At 41.3% G+C, this 21606-nt stretch carries 17 protein-coding genes; 6 read left to right on the plus strand and 11 right to left on the minus strand.

The window, feature by feature from the left end; all coding sequences use genetic code 11:
- Window positions 1-37: 37 nt before the first annotated feature.
- Window positions 38-2191 carry an aminodeoxychorismate synthase component I gene (pabB, locus tag H6G68_RS09800; RefSeq protein WP_190906469.1) on the plus strand — a complete coding sequence of 718 codons (2154 nt, stop codon included), beginning with the start codon at window positions 38-40 and terminating at the stop codon, window positions 2189-2191.
- Between the two features lie 98 nt (window positions 2192-2289).
- On the opposite strand, the gene psb32 is transcribed toward pabB, so the two are convergent.
- Entirely contained in the window at window positions 2290-3021 is a 732-nt protein-coding gene (gene psb32 / locus H6G68_RS09805) for a photosystem II repair protein Psb32 (protein WP_190906470.1), read from the minus strand.
- A 466-nt stretch (window positions 3022-3487) separates the two neighbouring features.
- Here psb32 and surE point away from each other — a divergent pair, with 466 nt between their 5' ends.
- On the plus strand, window positions 3488-4168 hold the full coding sequence (surE, locus tag H6G68_RS09810; protein ID WP_190906471.1) for a 5'/3'-nucleotidase SurE: 681 nt from the start codon (window positions 3488-3490) through the stop codon (window positions 4166-4168).
- A 9-nt stretch (window positions 4169-4177) separates the two neighbouring features.
- Here surE and H6G68_RS09815 read toward each other — a convergent pair whose 3' ends face one another.
- The 4 genes from H6G68_RS09815 to fraI form a co-directional block, all read right to left on the minus strand.
- Entirely contained in the window at window positions 4178-4537 is a 360-nt protein-coding gene (locus H6G68_RS09815) for a hypothetical protein (protein WP_127056688.1), read from the minus strand.
- 570 nt (window positions 4538-5107) lie between these two features.
- Window positions 5108-5779, minus strand: a complete 672-nt coding sequence (locus H6G68_RS09820; protein WP_190906472.1) for a HupE/UreJ family protein — start codon at window positions 5777-5779, stop codon at window positions 5108-5110.
- Window positions 5780-6214: 435 nt separating this feature from the next.
- The gene (locus tag H6G68_RS09825) at window positions 6215-7966 is read right to left on the minus strand and encodes an ABC transporter ATP-binding protein (RefSeq protein ID WP_190906473.1); all 1752 of its coding nucleotides are present in this window, start codon (window positions 7964-7966) and stop codon (window positions 6215-6217) included.
- A 307-nt stretch (window positions 7967-8273) separates the two neighbouring features.
- Entirely contained in the window at window positions 8274-8933 is a 660-nt protein-coding gene (fraI, locus tag H6G68_RS09830) for a septal nanopore formation protein FraI (protein ID WP_190906474.1), read from the minus strand.
- A 259-nt stretch (window positions 8934-9192) separates the two neighbouring features.
- Between fraI and galE the strand changes: the two genes are divergently transcribed.
- Window positions 9193-10191, plus strand: a complete 999-nt coding sequence (gene galE / locus H6G68_RS09835; protein WP_190906475.1) for a UDP-glucose 4-epimerase GalE — start codon at window positions 9193-9195, stop codon at window positions 10189-10191.
- Window positions 10192-10295: 104 nt separating this feature from the next.
- On the opposite strand, the gene H6G68_RS09840 is transcribed toward galE, so the two are convergent.
- The 3 genes from H6G68_RS09840 to H6G68_RS09850 form a co-directional block, all read right to left on the minus strand.
- Entirely contained in the window at window positions 10296-10934 is a 639-nt protein-coding gene (locus H6G68_RS09840; protein WP_190906476.1) for a hypothetical protein, read from the minus strand.
- On the minus strand, window positions 10909-12138 hold the full coding sequence (locus H6G68_RS09845; protein ID WP_190906477.1) for an urease accessory protein UreH domain-containing protein: 1230 nt from the start codon (window positions 12136-12138) through the stop codon (window positions 10909-10911). Before H6G68_RS09845 ends, H6G68_RS09840 begins: the two co-directional genes overlap by 26 nt.
- A gap of 377 nt (window positions 12139-12515) precedes the next feature.
- Window positions 12516-13328 (minus strand): SDR family oxidoreductase, encoded by an 813-nt coding sequence (locus H6G68_RS09850; RefSeq protein WP_199332558.1) that lies wholly within the window; start codon window positions 13326-13328, stop codon window positions 12516-12518.
- An 88-nt stretch (window positions 13329-13416) separates the two neighbouring features.
- Between H6G68_RS09850 and H6G68_RS09855 the strand changes: the two genes are divergently transcribed.
- Window positions 13417-13821: a MerR family transcriptional regulator gene (locus H6G68_RS09855; RefSeq protein ID WP_190906478.1), complete on the plus strand. Its 405-nt coding sequence runs from the start codon at window positions 13417-13419 to the stop codon at window positions 13819-13821.
- 47 nt (window positions 13822-13868) lie between these two features.
- Window positions 13869-14888 (plus strand): M28 family peptidase, encoded by a 1020-nt coding sequence (locus H6G68_RS09860; protein ID WP_190906505.1) that lies wholly within the window; start codon window positions 13869-13871, stop codon window positions 14886-14888.
- Here H6G68_RS09860 and H6G68_RS09865 read toward each other — a convergent pair.
- Entirely contained in the window at window positions 14885-15325 is a 441-nt protein-coding gene (locus H6G68_RS09865; RefSeq protein ID WP_190906479.1) for a hypothetical protein, read from the minus strand. The two genes, H6G68_RS09860 and H6G68_RS09865, sit on opposite strands and share 4 nt — an antisense overlap.
- 507 nt (window positions 15326-15832) lie before the next feature.
- Between H6G68_RS09865 and H6G68_RS09870 the strand changes: the two genes are divergently transcribed.
- Window positions 15833-17512, plus strand: coding sequence for an alpha/beta hydrolase (locus H6G68_RS09870; RefSeq protein WP_190906480.1), 1680 nt, complete (start codon window positions 15833-15835; stop codon window positions 17510-17512).
- Between the two features lie 150 nt (window positions 17513-17662).
- Here H6G68_RS09870 and murD read toward each other — a convergent pair whose 3' ends face one another.
- Both murD and glyS read right to left on the minus strand, forming a co-directional pair.
- The gene (murD, locus tag H6G68_RS09875) at window positions 17663-19048 is read right to left on the minus strand and encodes a UDP-N-acetylmuramoyl-L-alanine--D-glutamate ligase (protein ID WP_190906481.1); all 1386 of its coding nucleotides are present in this window, start codon (window positions 19046-19048) and stop codon (window positions 17663-17665) included.
- A gap of 80 nt (window positions 19049-19128) precedes the next feature.
- The gene (gene glyS, locus H6G68_RS09880) at window positions 19129-21279 is read right to left on the minus strand and encodes a glycine--tRNA ligase subunit beta (RefSeq protein ID WP_190906482.1); all 2151 of its coding nucleotides are present in this window, start codon (window positions 21277-21279) and stop codon (window positions 19129-19131) included.
- Window positions 21280-21606 lie beyond the last annotated feature (327 nt).

A 21606-nucleotide genomic window follows, 5' to 3' on the forward strand; every position in this document is an offset into this window, starting at 1 on the left:
CTGGAATTGTTGAAAAGTTAATTGAGAGGATTGCAATGTGAAAACCTTGATTATTGACAACTATGACTCTTATACTTTTAACCTTTATCAATTAATTGCAGAAGTCAATGGAGAGTATCCGACTGTAATTACAAACAAGTTTGTATGGGATGAACTGAAACAGTGGGAATTTGATAACATCGTAATTTCACCCGGACCTGGTCGTCCAGAAAACCCAAAAGATTTTGGGATCTGTCTTCAAACCATTCAAAATGCCCAAGTGCCACTTCTAGGCGTTTGTCTTGGACATCAGGGACTTGGTCATGGGTATGGAGGAAAAGTTATTTATGCGCCTGAAGTGAGGCATGGTCGGGTCAGTGAAGTTTATCACAATGGCAGTGATTTGTTTGCGGGAATTCCTTCACCTTTCTCTGTTGTGCGTTACCATTCCTTGCTGGTTTCCGATGACCTACCGGACTGTTTGGAAAAAGTAGCGTGGACAGAGGATAATCTGATCATGGCAATGCGCCATCGCTCTTTGCCACTATGGGGTGTGCAGTTTCATCCAGAGTCAATCTGTACTCAATATGGACATACTTTATTCGAGAATTTTAAAGAAATTACTCAAAAATTTTCCCAAAAGCAAGGCAATAGTCCAAAGAAAAACTATTGGACAGAAAATAATGGAACTTTAATAAGTTCTTCTGACCAAAAACAGCAACGAGAATTTGAACTTTGTACGCGCAAACTGAATCTATTTCCTGATTCTGAGCAGATATTTGTGCATTTGTTTGGTAAATCACCCAACGCATTTTGGCTAGATAGCAGTCGTGTTGAACCTGGTCTTTCTCGCTTTTCCTTCATGGGAGATAGCAGTGGTGAAAACAGTCTCCTGATTCATTATCGGACGCTATCGCAGGAACTCACAATTACACAGTCCGATACTGTCAGCTTCAGTACAGAAGGGATTTTTGAGTATCTCAAGCGAGAAATTGAACGGCGACATTGCCAATCTCATGATCTACCCTTTGATTTTAATTGCGGGTTTGTGGGTTACTTTGGCTATGAACTCAAGGCAGAATGTGGATCGCAATCAAACCATCCCTCTACCTTACCCGATGCCATGTTTATGTTGGCTGATCGGATGATTGCAATTGATCACCAGGAGCAAACTCTTTATTTGCTTTGCCTAATTCAGCAAGGACAAACAGCCTCAGCAGAAGCTTGGTTTGAATGGATTAGATACCAGATTGCCCACCTTCCTCCCCTGTTACCTATTGTTCCTGAGCAGAAAGAGACACCTGTGATTTTCCGGTTAAGCCGTTCCCAAAGGACTTATCTTGATGATATTCAGAAATGTTTGCAGGAAATTCATGAAGGAGAAACTTATCAAGTTTGTTTGACGAACCAGATTCATACAGACACGACTCCTGATCCACTGGCGTTCTATCGTTCATTACGCTGCATCAATCCTGCTCCCTACTCTGCATTTTTGCGCTTTGGTGATGTGGCAATTGCTTGTTCGTCTCCAGAACGATTTCTGCACATTGATCGCCAAGGTTGGGTAGAAACAAAGCCTATTAAGGGGACGCTATCACGAGGAAAAACACTCAAAGAAGATTTTATCCTGCGTGAACAATTACGGAATAGCGAAAAAGATCGAGCAGAGAATCTGATGATTGTGGATTTGCTTCGCAATGATCTGGGAAGGGTTTGTGCAGTCGGCACTGTCCATGTTCCCAAATTGATGGATGTGGAAACATATCCTACAGTACATCAACTGGTAACGACCATTCGTGGTCATTTACGCGCCGATATGAGCGCCGTAGACTGCATTCGCAACGCCTTTCCCGGCGGTTCTATGACTGGCGCACCTAAGATCAGAACCCTGGAAATTATTGATCGATTAGAGCAGGAAGCGCGGGGTGTGTACTCAGGGGCAATCGGCTTTTTGGGATTGAATGGTTCAGCTGATTTGAATATTGTTATTCGCACCGCTGTGTTGACTCCAGAACAAACTTCGATTGGTGTTGGTGGGGGCATTGTGGCGCTTTCTGATCCCCAGATGGAGTTTCAAGAAACAATGCTGAAAGCAAAGGCATTGTTTCATGCGATGTTGATCACAATTCATGGAGTTTTTGATCCTGACCAATATTACATCCAGGGAATAGAAACAGAGGTTTTTGATGGCTATGAAAAAGCGCCGGCATAGTCCAGAAATTTTGGAAATCTAATTCCAGTGGTGAGGGTTTAGCATTGCTAAACCCCTACACAATATAGGGTACGATGTTTTACGCCATCCCCAATCACCTATGCCTCATTTGATGGTTGAACGGCTAGGTAGATATAGTAAGTGGCCATGGGAATGACAGTGGCAGCAATTAACAATCCTACTATCCAAGCGATCGCATTATCTTTTTCGGTTCCTTCGGTTTTTCCAAATGTGCCTTCTACTCGTAGAGTTTCTACTATCTTTGGTGGGCCGGGATCAGGTTTACCGGAGATGACAGCGACTAAGCGATCGCGCACGTCAATAAATGCCTGATTATATTTGTTACCATTGCGTAACGGTACACCCAAAGTTTCTTCAGCCACACTCTCAGCGATCGCATCTGTCAATGTAGACTTGACTTGATCACCGCTGACAATAGCGGCACGATTGGTAACAGTATCAATCACCAATAAAGTTTGATTTGCTTGTGCTTCTGCTGTGGGAAACCATTTTTCAAATAGTCCTTGAGCAAAACTTTCTGGTGTTTCCCCATAGTCAAGACGGTGAATAGTCACAATTCTGGCTTCGTTACCAGTTTCCTGTGCCAATTCTTTGAAAGCGCTGCTAATTTGACCTTCATTGAAACGACTAATGACTTCAGCTTGATCTACAATCCAGGTGTCTGGTGTCAGACTGGGTATTTGATACACACCCGTAGCAAAAGCAGGCACAGCGAACAGAGAAGTCGCCATCATCATCACCATTAAGGATAAAATGAGGCGCGTAAAGTATTTTTGACTACTAAATAATTGCTTGAGTAGCTGTTTCATCGGATGAATCCTAAGACAGTCTTGCACTCAAAATACTACACAACCAAGGACAAAATCACCCCATTTGCGGATAATTATGGATTTGTTAGTTGAAGAAGGAGTCAGGAGTCAGTAGCCAGGAGCGGAGCCGGAGACGCTCCGCCTCCGGTCAGAATCAATCAGTCGGGGATTGGGTACCCACAACTGAATTGTTGCACCACCAAATCTACGATTTGGTGGGGGTCTTAAACCCGGTTATTCATCCGCCACTCGCACAGAATACCTTTCCTGTATTCTGACTCTTGACGGATGTATTCTGTTCGATAAAATCTATGAATTCATCTAGTATCTATCTGCCTAATCTTCTCTTCTCCTGTCGGAGACGCTGCGCGAACGAGAAGTCACCCATAGGGTGTCTATATCCGCGTTTATCTGCGGTCGTTGTCCTTGAAATATAATAGTATTCTTACAGATATTATTGATATACATGACCATCATCTTAACCAACGACGACGGTATTGAAGCAGATGGTATCCAAGCCTTACTGAAAGCGGTAAACGGGAAAAATGTGATTATCGCTGCACCACAAGAACATCAATCTGGTTGTGGACATCAAGTGACGACAACTTTGCCTATTAAACTACAACGCCGTTCTGAGTTTGAGTACGCTATCTCTGGTACTCCCGCCGATTGTGTGAGAATTGCAATCACACAAATATGTTCAAATGTCAAATTTGTTCTTTCAGGTATTAATGCTGGAGGGAATCTGGGCGTAGATGCTTACATTTCCGGTACTGTCGCAGCTGTTAGAGAAGCTGCAATGCATGGTATTCCTGGAATTGCAATTTCCCAATATCGCAAAGCCAAACTAAATTATGATTGGGACTTAGCCGCTAAATGGACATCGGCAGTTTTAGCAGATTTACTTCAACGTCCTTTAAAACCTGGAAACTTCTGGAACGTCAATTTACCTCATCTCCTTCCGGGAGAAACAGATCCTGAAGTTGTGTTTTGTCAACCATGCACTAAACCTTTGCCCGTCAATTATCGGATGGAAGGTAATGATTTTTACTATGTGGGGGAATATGGTAAACGAGATCGCACTCCTGGGAGTGATGTGGATGTATGCTTTTCTGGGAATATTGCGATAACTCAATTAAGGGTTTAAGGTGAAACGTCATGTTTCTTCATCTGGACTTTGAAGCAAAGATACGATTTTGTCTACTGTTTGTGTCAATTGAGTGAGTTCTTGTAGTGAATCTTTCTGAGCTTCAGCTAAACTTTGGACAGCATCACACAAAGCGAAAATTTGAAACCCCTGCTGCTGTACCTGTTTTCCTTGTGCTTCAACTTGTACACTTAGAGCATCAACTCTTTCTGCCAGACGTTCAATTGTTTCAGTAGTAGATAGTACTGCTTCCCCTATTTGCTCAACAATAGATTCTAATCGACTTATTTTAGCTTCGACTCCTGCTGAAATCATTTCCTGTCCGCCCCAATTTTGAGAAATCATCATAGTAATATTGTTAGTATTCATCCAATAATTTCATAATCAGTAATACAAGGCTAAATTGCAAATTCCAGTATTAAATAAAGTCTAACTGATTCTCATACTGGTATGCATTCCGAAAACCTATTTAAGTTACAGTGAATTACCAATGATTGAAATCGATAATTTTGTTGTCAATTCATATTATATAAAGCTTGTTTTACTCATGTCTCCAGCAATACTACTGTATTTCGAGAAGGGTTATCTCCTGGACTTTAGGCTGACGTAATTAATTGTGTAATTTTTCTAACAGGAGGATAACTTACGCATTGACATATAGCAGGAGGCAGAGGGCAGGAGGCAGGAGGCAGGAGGGAAAGCCTTATTATATCTAAGTTTCAAGGATTAATAATGTCCTAATTATCCTGGCTACAGCTATAAAACCCCAAATATGTTGCGTATTGTCGAAAAGCCACATTATCCTTAGGGGTTTAGCACTGCTAAACCCCTACAACACGACATCAACAAAATTATTAATTAAAGCCTGAAAGAAGCTATTTCGGTAAAGGCACACCATGATTAATTTGCACAGTGCGTAAGCCCTATATTCTACTTAACTTAGATGAATGATTGACCCAAAAACACAATACCGATACCACAAAAAGCTAAACCAGCCCAGCGAATTTTACTTGGTAATATTGGCTGAATTTTTCTGCAACCGATAATTGCACCAACTTCTCTAGTACAGAGGAAAATTACACTTTGAGTTAAAATGACACCAGTAATATAGGCAACTACAGTGAATATTCCTGCACCGATGATGGATTCACCATCAGCATATCCCTGAAATAAACCAGCCGCAGCACCCAGTATGGCTATAACTAACCAACTAAGTTGAATTTGCCGGACTAAGATGATGCCAAAGGCAATAGTGCAGATAGCGATCGCAATTTCTTGTCCTGGTAAATTGTGTTGGTACAGATGAATCATTTGTCCACAGAATGCAGCTATAACAAAAGATACACCTATCCAAACACCACTTCCAAATCGAGCAGCCAGTAAACCTATGGCAACTATGCCAGCTAATCGATTTAAGCTAATGACTGGATCAGCTATGCCCCAAATTAATCCTTCCCAGAAGTTAGAAATAGTGTGCTGAACTGGTGAGCCACCTGATGAACTTAGTAGACTGATGAGGACTAAAGCTGCGATCGCTCCCATATGGCTGTACAGTCTGGATGCAGGTAATTCCCCTGAATTAGAAGATGCTATTAGTTGAATTTTCAACATTATCATTAATAAGTCAAATTAGTCTTTTCTGTAATTTATACTACTTCAATCTCAAAAAAAACTAACGCCGTTATAAATATATATGACACTTACAGCAGGTTGCGTAGTTAGGAGGTACAAAATCTAAATTGAAACCTATACACAAAGCCAGTTTTACTCCTGACTCCTGACTCCTGACTCCTGACTCCTGACTCCTGACTCCTGACTCCTGACTCCTGACTCCTGACTCCTGACTCCTGACTCCTGAATTCTGCTGTATATGACACTGGCTATATATATTTTTGTTAAGTTCAAATTAGGGCAGGATTACTCTCAGGGAACTCCAAAAAATAAATTATCCAATTTCTGCTAGAATCAAAACGACTTTTCCCCCCTGCCCCTGCATTAAAAGCGATAGAGTATTTTTTTATTTGGAAGTCCCTAAGAGCGGGTAGCTCATCGAAGTAATTCCTCAACTTGATACTGGCTCCACAAAGTTCTGTAAAGACCTGGCTGTTCTAGAAGTTCTGAGTGATTACCTACTTGGACAATTCTGCCCTTGTCCATGACAAAAATTCGGTCAGATGTGGCAGCGGCAGAGAGTTGATGGGTAATGAAAATTACTGTTTTCCTTTGAGTGCCACGATCAAGATTTTTCAGGATTTTTGTGGCTGTTTGATTATCCACACTAGAGAGAGCATCATCTAAAATTAATACCGGGGCATCAATCAGCATTGCCCTAGCTAGGGCTGTACGTTGCCTCTGTCCCCCAGACAGAGTAATTCCTCGTTCACCAACAATAGTTTCATACTGCTGCGGAAAATTACTAATTTCTGCCTGGATTTGGGCAAGATTGGCAACGGCTTCTACACTTTCTTGTTCACTGAGAGGATCGCCATAACGGATATTATTTTTAATGGTGGTGCTAAACAAAAAGCTATCTTGAGGTACATAGGCGATCGCACCCCGTAAATCATTTATAGCTATTTTTGTAATATCCATCCCATCTAAAAACAACTGCCCCGCTTCAATATCCAACAAGTGTGGTAAAGCATTAGCCAAAGTAGATTTACCCGATCCGATAGCGCCGACAATAGCCACCACTTCCCCCGGAGCAATAGTAAAGTTGACATGATCTAAAGCTGGAGTAGCAGCACCAGGGTAAGTGTAAGTGAGATTTTTGGCTGTCAGTTTTCCTGTGATTTTGTCGGCGCTGATACGTATGGCATCTGCGGGATCTTGAATTTTTGGGGTAACACTGAGAATAGATTCCAGGCGATCTATACTTACTTCACCTCGTTGGTAAGTAGTGATTGTGAAGCCTAACAAAGCTGTTGGGAAAACTAGACGCTCTACATAAATCAGTAGCGCCAAAAAATCACCCACATCCAGCGTGCCAGAAGATATCCGTATTGTTCCCAAGCAGATGATAATCAGAGAACTGAGATTAGCTAAACCGCCAATCAGCGGAAACAGAGTATTGCGGCTTTGTGCCAATTTTAGGTTAGCTGCCAATAGCTGCTGATTTTTCTTGTTAAAAGCTTGACGTTCGTTTTCTTCTTGAGCGTAGATTTTAATCAAAGAAATGCCGCTAATGTCCTCTTGGATGAGTTCACTCATATCCGAGAGTTTTTCCTGTACCGCTGATTGTTGTTGACGCAAGCGATCGCTAAACAGATGTACTAACAGAAACATGAACGGATAGACTGCCAAGGAAGCTAATGTTAGATCTACACTAATCGACAGCATCACTGGCAGCGTTAGAGCGTAAGCAAACAGAGTATTTGCCAAACTCAATACCGCAAAACCCAATAACCTCCTGATATTTTCTACATCACTAGTAGCCCGACTAATTAAATCCCCAGGAGTGTTATTGGCAAAATAAGCCGGCTCCAACTTGAGCAAATGTTGAAAAATCCGCTGTTTCAGTTCAAATTCTACCTGCCGCCCTACGCCAAAGATCCAAATGCGGGAAGCCATCCGCATCAGCAACATCGCTGAACTCAGCAAGATGATTGTAATTACATAATGTAATACTTGATTGATACTAAAGGTGGTCGAAAGTTTGTCTACCCCAGAGCGAATGAGCAAAGGAATATAAACGCCCAGCGCATTCACAAACAATAAAGCAATAATGCCTAATGTCGTCTCTCGCCAATAGGGACGCAGATAAGTACCGAGTTTCTCAAGCCGTCGAGATTGTGCCATTCAAGCAATTCTGCTACTTTATCATCCTGAACTAACTGGCTATGGTTTTCTTGTTTTGTCGTTATTGCCGCAGCCAGTCTTCACCTACTCTAATCCATGACTAAGTTACATAGCCATCATCAACTGGGTACACTAGGACGCATAAAAATATTTATTTATATTTATTTGCGTATTTACACCTTTGCGTCCCCGTGTGTCCATGTTTGTGCGTCTATTCTTCAAGTTAGCAAATCAGACTGAATTTTAAATCAGGCCAGCTACTACAAGGTAGCAGAGCGGCCTGTTTATAATCAGGTTTTCCACCTTCTTAAGAGCGCCCGCGTAAGAAAATGTAAATCTGATTGAGATAACTTTCCCAAACTTGGGTTGTCAGTTGTAGCGTTTCCGCACTAGGTACAAAATCTTCTACTCGTAATCCTCTTGTACTGATGGCTTGAGGATTTTGTAGTAGATAGGATGGTATTTGCATATTTAGAGCATTGAAGGCCATGGTTGTCCGATTCATATCTCCCACAGGTAGGATGCTATCCCCTCTGATATCTGAGATGTTCAAAGCAGTACTTGTTGGACTCAAAGCAACTAATGCCGATGGGGGCAGCCCCCCTACTGGGGTTCTGACTACGAAGTAAGCAATAGCTGGTGTACTTGACAATAGTAAAATCGTCAGCGCCCAACCCAATAACAACCCACCTGGTTTGTCTATCCCACCTCCTTTGATCTTCTGGGCAGCAATCATCAACATTAAAACCGACGCACCTAGAGGCTTGAGTGGAAAAGAGATAAACCGCCACAAGGAAGCCACAGCGGGTTCGCTAGGATTAAGAAATGCCAAAGCTAAAACAACCAATACAATCCCTAAAGCAAATTTTCCAACAAAGCTTACTGTTGGATAAAATCTTTGGAATAAAGAAAAGGCAACAACACCAATTAGCAGCCACAACAATACCCGGCTTAGTAATTGAAACATAGATTAACTCTCTAATTTTCTGGTGTGGCAAGCCCAAAGGATGCGGGGAGTGGACTTATTTTATCGTCAAACTGTAATTTCACCATTAGCCGACTTATAAAATACTTCATACCTCACACCTACAGACTACCGTCGTAGTGATTTTAGTTCAATTTTTTGACACTGCGTCTATATCTTAGGATTTTCCAGAAGAGCAACATAGCACCAGTAAACTAAATTAATTGAGTAGTAGTAGTCAAATCGTTATAAAGGAAAAACTATGTCGGCAGGAAAACCCACCATTTTGGTAACTGGGGGAGCTGGTTATATTGGTTCTCATGCAGTGCTGGCTTTGGTAAAGGCAGGTTATCAGGTGGTGATCCTCGATAATCTGGTGTATGGACATCGTGATTTAGTGGAAAAAGTTTTACAGGTAGAACTTATAGAAGGTGATATAGAAGATCGCCCACTGTTAGATCATCTATTTAAAACCCATAATGTGGCGGCAGTTATGCACTTTTCAGCCTATACATATGTGGGCGAATCAGTCACCAATCCTACCAAATACTATCGCAATAACGTTGTCGGTACTTTAACGCTGTTAGAGGCGATGCTGGCAGCCTCTATTCAGAAATTTGTTTTCTCCTCCACTTGTGCCACTTACGGTGTACCGGAATTTATCCCGCTGACTGAGGAGCATCCTCAAAATCCCATCAATCCCTATGGAACTACCAAGTTAATGGTAGAGCAGATTCTTTCTGATTTTGATGTGGCTTACGGCTTAAAATCGGTGCGTTTCCGCTACTTTAATGCTGCTGGCGCTGATCCCAATGGATTATTGGGTGAAGATCATAATCCCGAATCTCATTTGATTCCTTTAGTATTGATGACAGCATTAGGCAAGCGAGAATCAATCTCGATTTTTGGTACCGATTATTCTACTTCTGATGGCACTGCTATTCGGGATTATATTCACGTCAGTGATTTAGCAGATGCTCATATTTTGGGTTTGGAATATTTACTCCAAGGTGGTGAAAGCGAAGTTTTCAATTTGGGTAATGGTAACGGCTTCTCGGTTCGAGAAGTGATTGCCGCTGCTGAGGATGTGACAGGAATGGTTATACCTGTTCAAGAGTGCGATCGCCGTTCTGGAGATTCTCCAGTTCTCATCGGCACAAGCGAGAAAGCCCAAAAGGTCTTAGGCTGGAAACCTCAGTACCCAAATATTAAAGATATTGTCGCCCATGCCTGGCAATGGCATCAAAAACGGCATAAGTAGGTGACAGGGAGCAGGGGGCAGGGAGCAGGGAGCAGGGAGCAGGGAGCAGGTGACAGAAAAGAGTTTTTCCTAATTACGAATTACGAATTACGAATTACGAATTACTATCTCCTCAGTGCTTGCACTAAGAAAAATACGATACCTATAGATAGCAGTATAATTGCTATGACAATTATAGGCTGTATGAATCCTATCGTCCCACCTTGCTGTTGATTAGTAATATTTTCTACAGCTTGTGGTGTTTCTACAGCCTTACCTGCTGCTACGGTGATTTGAAACTTTAAATCAAACGGTCGAAAACTCCCTTCGGTGGCAGGTTTACCAGTCAGTTTGAGTTCATAAGCCCCTGGTTTGGGAAAAGTAATTTCTGCTCCTGGTATGCCTTCATACCGTTCAGCCTGCACAGGTTGCAAAGCAGGCTCAAGCAGTGCCGGTTCTCCTGGTGTATAAGGTTCGGCATAAACAGCCAACTGACAATCACACTCTTTGAGGGGTAGTACCTTACCACCTTTGCGGGTAAGAGCAAACCAAGCTTGAGAAGGTTCGCCCGCACGGGGGTTATCATTGGGTTCAATGTGGAGAGTACCACCAATATCGGCTGCAATTTGCACCTTATGAGCAGAAACGGTGGAAACTGATGTTAATAATATAACTAATAAAAATACTGGTAAGACATAATTTATCTTTCTCCGCCTGGGTGTAGTTGAAACACTGAGTTTACCGCGACTTGTTTGGAGGGACATACAACTTTTCTATACTTAATTTTGACCAAAAACAGCGCCAACGGACTAATAACACCCCAAGAGTGATGATTCCCAGTAATACAGCCGCTAATGTATTTTCCCAAGTCAATCTTAAAGAACCCAGATAATGAGAACCAATTAAAATTGCATGAATGGTACTCAATAGTAAAGCTGGAACGCTTAAAAGATGAATTTGCCGCCAATAATTACCTAAATACTTCTGAATTTGATCAAAACTTGTAAGAGCAGCAGGAGTCATTAACATTAATGCCACAGCACCTGCACTCATACCCCATTGAAATTCCAAAGGCAAAAACCCGAAAGCGGCAAAATTCCATTGTAGGGAGTGTTCTATCATGTGGGTGGTATGCACCCCAGAGAGAATAAAAGCAGCTACTCCTAAAGCGCGACGGTAGCGCAGAGGTGATGCCCAGCAGCTACTAATGGGACGAGCAATTAGCGCCAGAATTAGGCAAATTAAGGCGGCGTGTCCGCTGTAGTCTACCATTGTGTCACCAGTCCGCAACAGGGTAATTGCGCCAATAATCAGTGTCACCCAACCACCCAAGCGAAACAACTGACTCCGCCGATCTTTACTCATTAAGGAAGTGGAAACACCTACTCCCAACATCGTCGGTAGAGTTCCCAAACCAAAAGCTAACATAGTAATTGCACCATGCCATAAATTACCAGTTGCTGCGGCTTTAATTTGAGCAGCGTATAAAAAACCGCAAGGCATCAAACCCCAAGTCATCCCTAATAGTGCTGGTGTCCACCATTTACTATGTAAGGATAGCTTCACCATCCCCGCACTCAGTCGGTTATGTAAACTACCTTGTAATATCGGGTGTAGTAAGGGAATACGCGGTATTAAGTCTGGTTTGACTTGTCCTAAACCAAACCAGATCAGCATTATGCCAGTAATTATTGCTATCCAACGGCGGAAATCGCTACCAATACCTGCTAATTGCCCACTTTCGACTAGTACCGAACCTAGTGCGCCAATACCAGCGCCAACCAGAGCATAACTCAACATTCGCCCTAAGTTTAGCAGGGTATGAAATTTTAATTGCTGTTGCCAACCCAGAGTTTCCTGTTGATGCGAAAGGGAAAATGCAACTGCTAGGGGGCCACACATCCCAAAGCAATGTCCAAAACTCCCCAGGAAGCCCAGGATTGTCATTAACAGCAAATCTAACCACATAAATAAAGTCCTGAGTCCTGTTAGCGGTAGCGGGGCGTTTAGCCCGTTATAAGTTCTGAAGCTTAAGTCATATCATGTCCGGTTGAATACTTATCATTTAGACTGACACGGAGACAGGGAGACGGGGGGACGCGGAGATTTTTTTTGATAAGTGATTAGGCGGACATGATATCAGAACTTTTCTAGAGGCGAACTTTACGTTAAATTTGTAATTTTGTCAAAAGACAAGTTGTCAAACTAGTACAGCAAGGCGCAAATAAGCAGACAATCAACAATTTCTGAAAAGTTGGTGCAATCTGCTTTTTAAATTACGCTGTACTGTACTAGGCATTTGATCGAGGATTTGTTTAAATGCTTTCAATTAGAACAAAACGGATCTAATAGCTTTTTCCCAGCATTATTTTGCCAACTAAAGACCGCCATAATGTATCTGGAAGTATGGCGTGTAGAAAGAAAAAAGCCTCACCATAAGGTGAGTAACGCAGTCTTCCTGATTGATCCGTTGCTGCCCGATAAATTGTTTTTGCCACCCCTTCTGGTTCTGGTAAAGAGTCATTAATCTTCTTTGTGAACTGCTGATAATGATTGACCATTTCCGTATATTCAGGATGGGTGGCCCAAGTTGTGCCGTGATTAATAAAGTTAGTTTTGATACCGCCCGGTTCAATAATTTTTACCTGAATACCAAAGGGACGTAGTTCATAGCGTAAAGACTCAGAAAGTCCCTCTACAGCCCATTTAGTTGCGTGATAAGAGGAAGTGAGCGGGAAAGCAAGACGACCACCAATTGAAGAAACATTGATAATTGTGCCTTTCCCTTGCCGGCGCAAAACTGGAATAACATTTTGGATAGTGGATACAAGCCCAAAAAAATTAGTTTGAAACTGATGCTCTAACTGCTCAGGTGTAACACCTTCCAGTGGTCCCATGAGTGCATATCCAGCATTGTTTATCAATACATCAATATGCCCGAAATATTCTAATGTTTCGCGGATAGCAGCGGCAATTGTTTCGGGTTTGGTGACATCAAGATGTGGACAGATCACATTCTTTTCTTTTGCCCAATTATTAGTTTTATTAGGCGATCTCATTGTTGCTGCAACATTCCAGCCTTTTTGGAGGAAATACTTGGCTGTTGCTTCACCAATACCACTGGAAGCACCTGTAATCAAAACCGTTTTACTCATCATTACCCTTTAGAAAATTAAATTTTGCTATCAGGTAGCTTAAACTGTGGAGTATAGTCCGCAGTCAAGTAAGATATTTGAGGTTGCTGTGATGTTGATTGGTGAACTGTCCCAGAAAACGGGGCTATCGAAGGACACTATCCGTTTTTACGAAAAAATAGGCTTAATCGCTGCCAGTGATAAGCCTGCTGGAACCAGAATCTACAAGGAATACAATGCAGAGACGGTAGAACGTCTTTTTTTAATCAACCAGGGAAAAGGACTCGGATTTACTCTCAGTGAGATCAAACAGCTAATTGATCAATGGGGAAGTGATGCCATGCCTGAAAGCGAACAAATTAAAACCATTGAGCGCAAACTCACCGAAATTGATCACAAGATCCAACAAATGAGTAATATCAAATCTTACTTGGCTGCTAAATTAGGTAAGCTAAAGCAAGGAAATAATGCATCTATCCCACCTGCAACATCAAGGAAAATTGAGTCCAAAGACTAAATTATTTGCGTTATCTTAGGTCTGGAATATAAGAGTAATTAATAATGATGAAAAAATGGCTTTGGCTAATGTTAGTGATCTTGGTTGCAATAGCTGTGATGGACATTAGCGGTGCTTTCCAGCAACCTGAACTTTTACCTATTGTTGAAAATACTCCCTTAGAAAAGCCCCAACCTCAGCCAGAACCGCAGAATAACAATACTAATACTCTATTGGTGTCTGCTGATCAGCTTTTGGAACATATTCAAAAGTTGAATTTTCAGCGATTTACAACAAAGGAGAGATTTAATACCCGCACTTATATTACAACTGAATTGCGAAGATTTGGCTGGAAACCGCAAATAGAAAAATTTCCTACAGGTGTAAATATTTTTACTCAACGACAGGGAACTGACAACGCTGCTGGTTCAATTCTCATCGCTGCCCATTATGATAGCGTTGAATTTTCTGCCGGTGCAGATGATAATGCCACTGGTGTAGCTGTGGTATTAGAAGTTGCCAGACTTTTCGCTGACTATCCCACATCTAGAACATTGCAGTTAGCTTTTTTTGACAAAGAAGAAGCAGGACTTTTAGGTAGTCAAGCTTTTGTCAAGCAAAAAGCACGTTTATCAAATCTCCGAGGTGTAATTGTCATGGATATGTTAGGTTATGCTTGTTACACTGCGGGATGTCAGAAATATCCGATTGGATTACCTGTAACTCCACCTAGCGATAAAGGCGATTTTTTAGCAGTAGTAGGTGATATGGAACATCTACCTTTATTGAATGCTTTTAGCAACACTAATCAAAATCTACCACCAGTACTGACATTACCTATACCTTTCAAAGGTGTGTTGACACCGGATACTTTACGTAGTGATCATGCACCATTTTGGTATCAAGGTGTAGGTGCTGTATTAGTGACAGATACTGCTAATTTGCGTAGTCCTAATTACCACCTACCCAGTGATTTACCCAAAAATATCGATCGCTCTTTTTTCACAGGTTCGGCGCAAATTATTGTCAATGCTGCTACTACTTTGTTAGAAACAACGGGTGTTTTGACAACTCCACCAGCGACTTAATTAACCTTGGGTTTAGGAAATGTCAAAGTCCAGTTTTGGGGATTATTTAGCTGAGAATATAAACCTTGAAAAATCATTTTTATAGCAATGCGACTTCTAATATAGTACCTAATCAAATGGGTTCCTGGTTTGGCAACAACATCATCATAATTTTCGCTATAGCCAAAAGGACGAGAACAGTATTGACGATTACCTGGAACTGTTAACATAAAAAATGGAGTTTCTTTATATTCATCAGGAACCATAAATATCCCATATATATTATGTTCACCATGCCAAGGTTTAACAATAACCTGACTTGCTTGTACTTGAAATTTTCTGGTTTTTAATTTCAGCACATCTACGAGACTGCAATTAGAATCATTTACAGGCCACCAAATAATAATGATGATTATAGAAAACAGCAGAATTACACCATAAGTGAAGGAGCGACGCATACAGTCAAGATAATTTTGTGGGCATGAGATTTAAATTTCTATAGGACTCCTATTTGATGTTTGTGAAAGTGTCCTCCGCTTTGCGTTTATCAAAATCAGTACATATAGGAATCCTACTAAATGATTTCTGTTAGCTTGCGTGGCGTAGCCATAAAATATCCGAGTATTGTAGGGTGGGCATTGCCCACCAAAACCCGCATATTGTAGGCAATGCTCACCGTATATGTTCAAAAATCAAATAGTAACCCTATATCTACCTCTCCTGTTCCCTATTCCCTATTAAGAACCCACACAAGTAAATTCCGTAATCAAACCGGATTCCTATCTATATATATTGTTGTATTTAAATTAGACGAGAATTTAGGCAATATTTGTGGCTATTAACACCAATTTTAAATAAATTAGGTCAATGAGGTAGGATTATTTATTGTAACTTTTAATTCAGAATAATAGTAGTCAAAGACACTAAAACCAGGTACAATTCCTTAAGTTGAGGTGCAATTTAAGATGTTAACAGAAAAAAGCTGGGACAATCTCAAGCCAGTTGCAGGAGTTGTTTGCAAGTTGGGCAAAGCCGTTGCCGTAGGCATCACAATCACGCAACTATGGGGAGTAAACACTTCTGCACAAGCGGCAGATCAGGTTGTGGTGCGGTATGGTGCTTTGGAAGAATCCGCTACTCTTGCTGACTTAAAAAAGACTGCGGAAACTGGAGAATTACCTGCTAGTTTAGGTACTTACACCAAAAGATTAAACGAACAACAACGTAGTTTCCTGGTGCGCGGCTTAAAAATTAGAGTACCTGTGAATGTTGTCACTCTCAATCGGTTACTCAATACTCAACTTGGTAACACTATTCTTAATGACATCTCTAAGGCTATAGTCCGCGAGGATAAAGCTGGAGTTCAAGCACTCAGATCCGGTTTAATTTTAGGTGCTAATTCGTCCCAAGGTCTATCTGTACTCAATTTTATTGCGGCCTATCCCAGTAAACGCCTAGAAATTAGTGTACCGCAAGCGTTGACAGTGGCGCAGAGTTTGAATATGGCTTTTTGGCGGACTCAGCAGTTAATGCTGGCTATGACTCCCCGAATTGACCCCACAAAAGGACAAGTTTCTTACTCTGTTGATCCTACACAACCAGGAAGCGCCCAAGTACAAGTCCTCAACTTAAATCTGAATGATCAAAAGCGACAACGTGATATTCCCTTAGATGTTTACTGGTCAACTGCTACAAATACTGACAAACCTGTAATTGTCTTTTCTCATGGTTTTGGTACAAATCGTACAGATTTGCGTTATTTAGCTGAACATCTGGCTTCTCATGGTTATGTAGTCGCAGCTTTAGAACATTCTGGTAGTAATCAGACAAGCAGGGACTTAGCAGTCAAAAATAAAACTCCGTTGCTTCAACCTCAAGAATTTGTAGATCGACCAAAAGATATTAGCTTTGTTTTAGATGAATTAGAAAAGCTAAATCAAACGGCTGATAACCCATTAAAAGGGAAACTAGCAACTAATAAAACTATGGTTGTCGGTTATTCTTTTGGTGGTACTACAGCTTTAGCATTGGCTGGAGGTGAGTTCCAAATTGACAGTCTCAAAAAAAGCTGTGAGCAGAAATCGGCTAAATTGGCTTTGCTACAAGGTTTTTTGTGTGTAGCTAAAGGATTACCGGAAAATAGCTATCAATTACGAGATGACAGAATCAAACAGATAGTAGCCCTTAATCCTGCTACTTCTTTAGTGTTTGGTGAAACAGGTTTAACAAAGGTACAAGTACCAACTTTAATGTTAACAAGTTCAGCCGATGATGTTACCCCACCTTTAAGCGAACAGATTATCAGTTTTGCGAAAGTTCCATCTCCTAAATGGTTGGTTGGTGCAGTTGGTGGTACTCATCTGAGTGTGGTGGATGCTAGTCTGATTAAGAATAATCAGGGAAACACTAATTCATCTTTTTCTAATCGGGAAGTAGTGGGTGAAAAATCCGCAGATATTCGCAAATATTTGAAAGCTATAACTTTAGCAATGGCTGCACAATTAACTCCAGAAGCCAGCAAGTATGCAGTTTTCCTGACTCCAGATTATGCTCAAATTTCTTCAACTTCGCTGTTTCCATTTCGGCTAGTGAAGGAACTTCCTCGCGATGTGCTGGGGTTGACGAAAGGGTTGGGTGAAAAATAAATAAACAAAAAAGGCTTGGAAGGGAAACCAAGCCCAGACTTCACTCAGGGTAAAATATACTATCTACTTTATACTTTTTAAGTAATTCGAGCATCCTCCTTAAGGCTGAATTTTCAGCAAAAGTCAAAGCTAAACATTAAATATTGAATATTAAACGGGGATTTTCAGACACAATTGACGGAAATCATCGCCCCGCACTTCAAAATTAGAATATTGGTCAAAACTCGCACAAGCAGGAGACAACAAGACTACAGATGCTTGATGTTGTTTGGCTAATTCTGCGGATTTGGAAACTGCGTTTGCCATTGTTTCCACAATCTCGTAGTTATGATATCCTACTTCTTGCAGACGTTGCGCGAATGCAGGTGCAGCATTACCAATAAGTAAAACAGCAGCGGCTTTAGCTTGAATTGTTGCTAACCAACCTGTATCATCTCCGGGTTTAGCTTCACCACCTGCAATGAGTATGGCTGGACTTTTCACAGATGCTAAACCAACTTCAGCCGCATCATAGTTAGTGGCTTTGCTATCATTAATAAAGTCAATTCCTTCCCAGGTGCAGATATGTTCTAAACGATGGGGAACACCGGGAAATTCTCGAATTGCATGAGAAATTGCTTCAATATCAATGTTTTCTAATCTGGCGGCTGCTACTGACATGAGGAGATTTTGTTGGTTATGTTCTCCTACCATTCGTAAAGCGGATACTTCCACAATTTGTTTGGGTGCTGATGTGGAGTTTAACTTTTCTATTACCCAACCATCTTCAATATAAAAGCCTTTTTCACCAATTAAAAAATCTTTACCTTTGACAGTTGTCCAATAAGCATCTTGCCACTGACTTAATCCTATTTTACTCAAATAGGCATCATCCCCATTGAATATTTTTAGTTGAGAATTATTTAATAGCTTGGCTTTGATATTGTAGTAATTTTCTAAGGTTTTGTGACGCGGAAGATGATCTGGTGTGAAAGTTGTCCAGATGCCAATGCGGGGAGAAAGGGTGACGGAAGACTCAATTTGATAACTGCTAAGTTCGGCAATTATCCAATCTAGGCGATTTTGGGTTTGAGATTGGGTTCCTTGTAAAGCGACTTCACAAGCAGCATAGCCGATGTTACCACAGGCTGGGGCGTTGAATCCTGCGGCTTGAAAAATGGCAGCAGTTAGGGCTGTGGTGGTGGTTTTACCGTTTGTACCGGTAATTCCTACCCAGGGAATATTTTGTAAATGTCGCCAAGCGAGTTCCATTTCGCCGATAGTTTCAATTCCGAGCGATCGCGCTTTGGCTAAGATAGGAATATCCCAAGGTACTCCAGGGCTGACAACTATTAATTCGGGTAAGTGATTAGTATCGAGGTTTGGGGAATGTCCTAAGTTGACGGTAATTTTTTCAGCTGCTAGTTCTTGTTGTTGTTTAAGAAGGGTTGGGGAGGTGTTCGTATCGCTGATTTCTACCTCCCAGCCTTCCTGTTTCAACAATCTTGCCGCAGCAACCCCGGACTTTCCCAATCCAATAATGCAAGCTTCTGGCATAGACTGTGTCGCATCCCTGGTTAAGCTACCTTATGTTAACCCGAATTGGTAAAAATTACACCAGTTTTTGTTGCTTTATGCTACAGATTTTTCACAATCGCCCCAAAATCAGCTAAAACACGGGCATGATTGCGGAGTAATCCTAGCAAATTTAACCGATTTCGCTTGATGTTTGCATCTGAGTCCATGACTAAAACGCTATCTTCACCATCAAAGAAGGTACTGACGGTGGGCGCAATTTTTTCCAGTGCTGCTATTAACAGTTGATAATTGCGGGTTGTTTGGGCTGCTTGGGTTTGTGGGACTAACTCTACTAGGGCGTTATAGAATGCTTGTTCAGAAGACTTTTGGAAGAGTTCTGGTTTCACCAGGGATTGTGGTTCTAGCCGTTGAAAGTCTAAATCTCCCTGTGCTGCTAGACGGGTAGAACGGTTAACGGTTTCGTAGATTTTATCTAATATACCGTCTTTGCGGATTTGTTGTAAATAGAGAGCGCGATCGCGTACATCTAATAAATCCTGTAAAGCACGTTCTGTGTATTCTGGGTCATTTTCTCCCAATACAGCATTTACCAAATCATAATCTAGCTGTTTTTCTTCTTGTAATAAGGTGCGGATACGTTGTAAGAAAAATTCTTGCAAGTTAGAAATTAAGGATTTTGCATCTTTGTGAAAAGTGGTGGCAAAATTTGTGGCTATTTGCTCAATTAGATGCACTAAATTAATTTGCAAATTCGCAAACCAAGTAATTTTGACTATGGAATTAGCCGCACGACGTAAAGCAAAAGGATCAGAGGAACCTGTGGGAATTAAACCCAAACCAAATATACTCACTAAAGTATCTAATTTATCTGCTAAACTGACAACTTGACCTGTGAGAGTTGCGGGTAAGATATCACCAGCACCTGTGGGTAAATAATGTTCAAAAATCGCTTTGGCGACTTCGCTATTTTCCCCACTGGCTAAGGCGTATTTTTCTCCCATAATTCCTTGTAATTCTGGGAATTCATACACCATTTGGGTGACTAAATCTGCTTTACATAATAATGCGGCTTTGTGAATATTCTCGCTTGTTGCTGCATCTAATTGTAATTGGTTGCTGATTTGTCCAGAAATATTCACTATTCTATCTACTTTGGCACGAACAGAACCTAACTCTTCTTGAAAAGTGACTTTTTCTAATTGGGGTAAATAGCTTTCTAACGGTTTAGCTAAATCAGCTTCATAGAAAAATCTACCATCTGCTAAACGCGCCCGAATTACTCTTTCATTCCCGACAGCAATAATATCTGATTTGGCAGGATCACCGTTAGAAATTGTGATGAAATTTGGCAACAATTCATTATTATCGTCATTTTTGAAGATGGGAAAATAACGTTGGTGCGTAACCATGACTTCTGTAATTACTTCAGTTGGTAATTGCAAAAATTCTGGTTCAAATTTACCGATAACTGCGGAAGGATATTCGACAAGATTGATGATTTCTGCTAATAAATCTGGGTAAAGAACTGTATGTCCACCTGCTGTTTGGGCTGCGGCTTGGACTTTTTCAGTGATGACTTTTTCCCGTTCTTCAGGAATGACAGTCACAAAAGCAGAACGGAGAGTATTTACATATTCTGTAGGGTGGGAAATGCTGACAGGTTCGGGATGTAAAACGCGATGTGCTTGAGAAATGCGATCGCTCTTGACAGTCTTTTCGCCATTCTTTAATTCTAACGGCAAAACATCCCCATCTAACAAAGCTACCAACCAACGAATGGGGCGAGAAAATCTTTCATCTCCGCTTCCCCAACGCATTAACCGCTTTCCTTCCAAATTCCAAACCCACTGGGGAACCAATTCTGTTAAAATTTCCGCAACTGGACGGCCAGCAGTCTTTTTCTGAACAAAGACAAAATCCCCTTTCTCTGTGGGACGAATTTCTAAAGCTGTGATTTCCACACCTTGTTTTTTAGCGAAACCTATTGCTGCTGGTGTGGGTTTACCATCTTTAAAAGCTGCTTGTGCGGGAGGCCCCTTAATTTCTTCTTCCTTGTCTGGTTGTTGAGACGGTAAACCTGTAATCAAAACCGCTAACCGTCGGGGAGTACCATAAACCTCAACCGCTTCTGGAGTCAGACTATTTGCTTCCAGACTTTGGGGAATGCGCGATCGCCATTGTATGATGGCATTACGCAGAAAACTTGCAGGTAGTTCTTCTGTACCAACTTCTAATAAAAATGCAGGCATAAGTCACTTAATTTCGTCAGTCAATTCCACCAGTTTACCTTGTCATTAGGCTGAAGTATGGGTTGTAAGAATCAAGATTTCTAGGATTTGAAGGTTTACAGGATGAGGATCGGAATATACTAAAGATGGCAGGGAACTTTACTTTTAAACGCAGAGGCTCGCTGAGGTAAACGCAAAGGTACGCAGAGTCTTTGTTCAAGTTTTCGCTCTCTGATTTATGCAATACTGTAAAGTTCAGATATTAGCCGTTTTTAGGATAAATTTCACATCCTTTTATATATGAAATCCAGTAAGTAGGGTGGGTTAGCGACAGCGTAACCCACCAAC

The organism is Anabaena catenula FACHB-362 (assembly GCF_014698735.1).
Classification (GTDB): Bacteria; Cyanobacteriota; Cyanobacteriia; order Cyanobacteriales; family Nostocaceae; genus Anabaena; species Anabaena variabilis_A.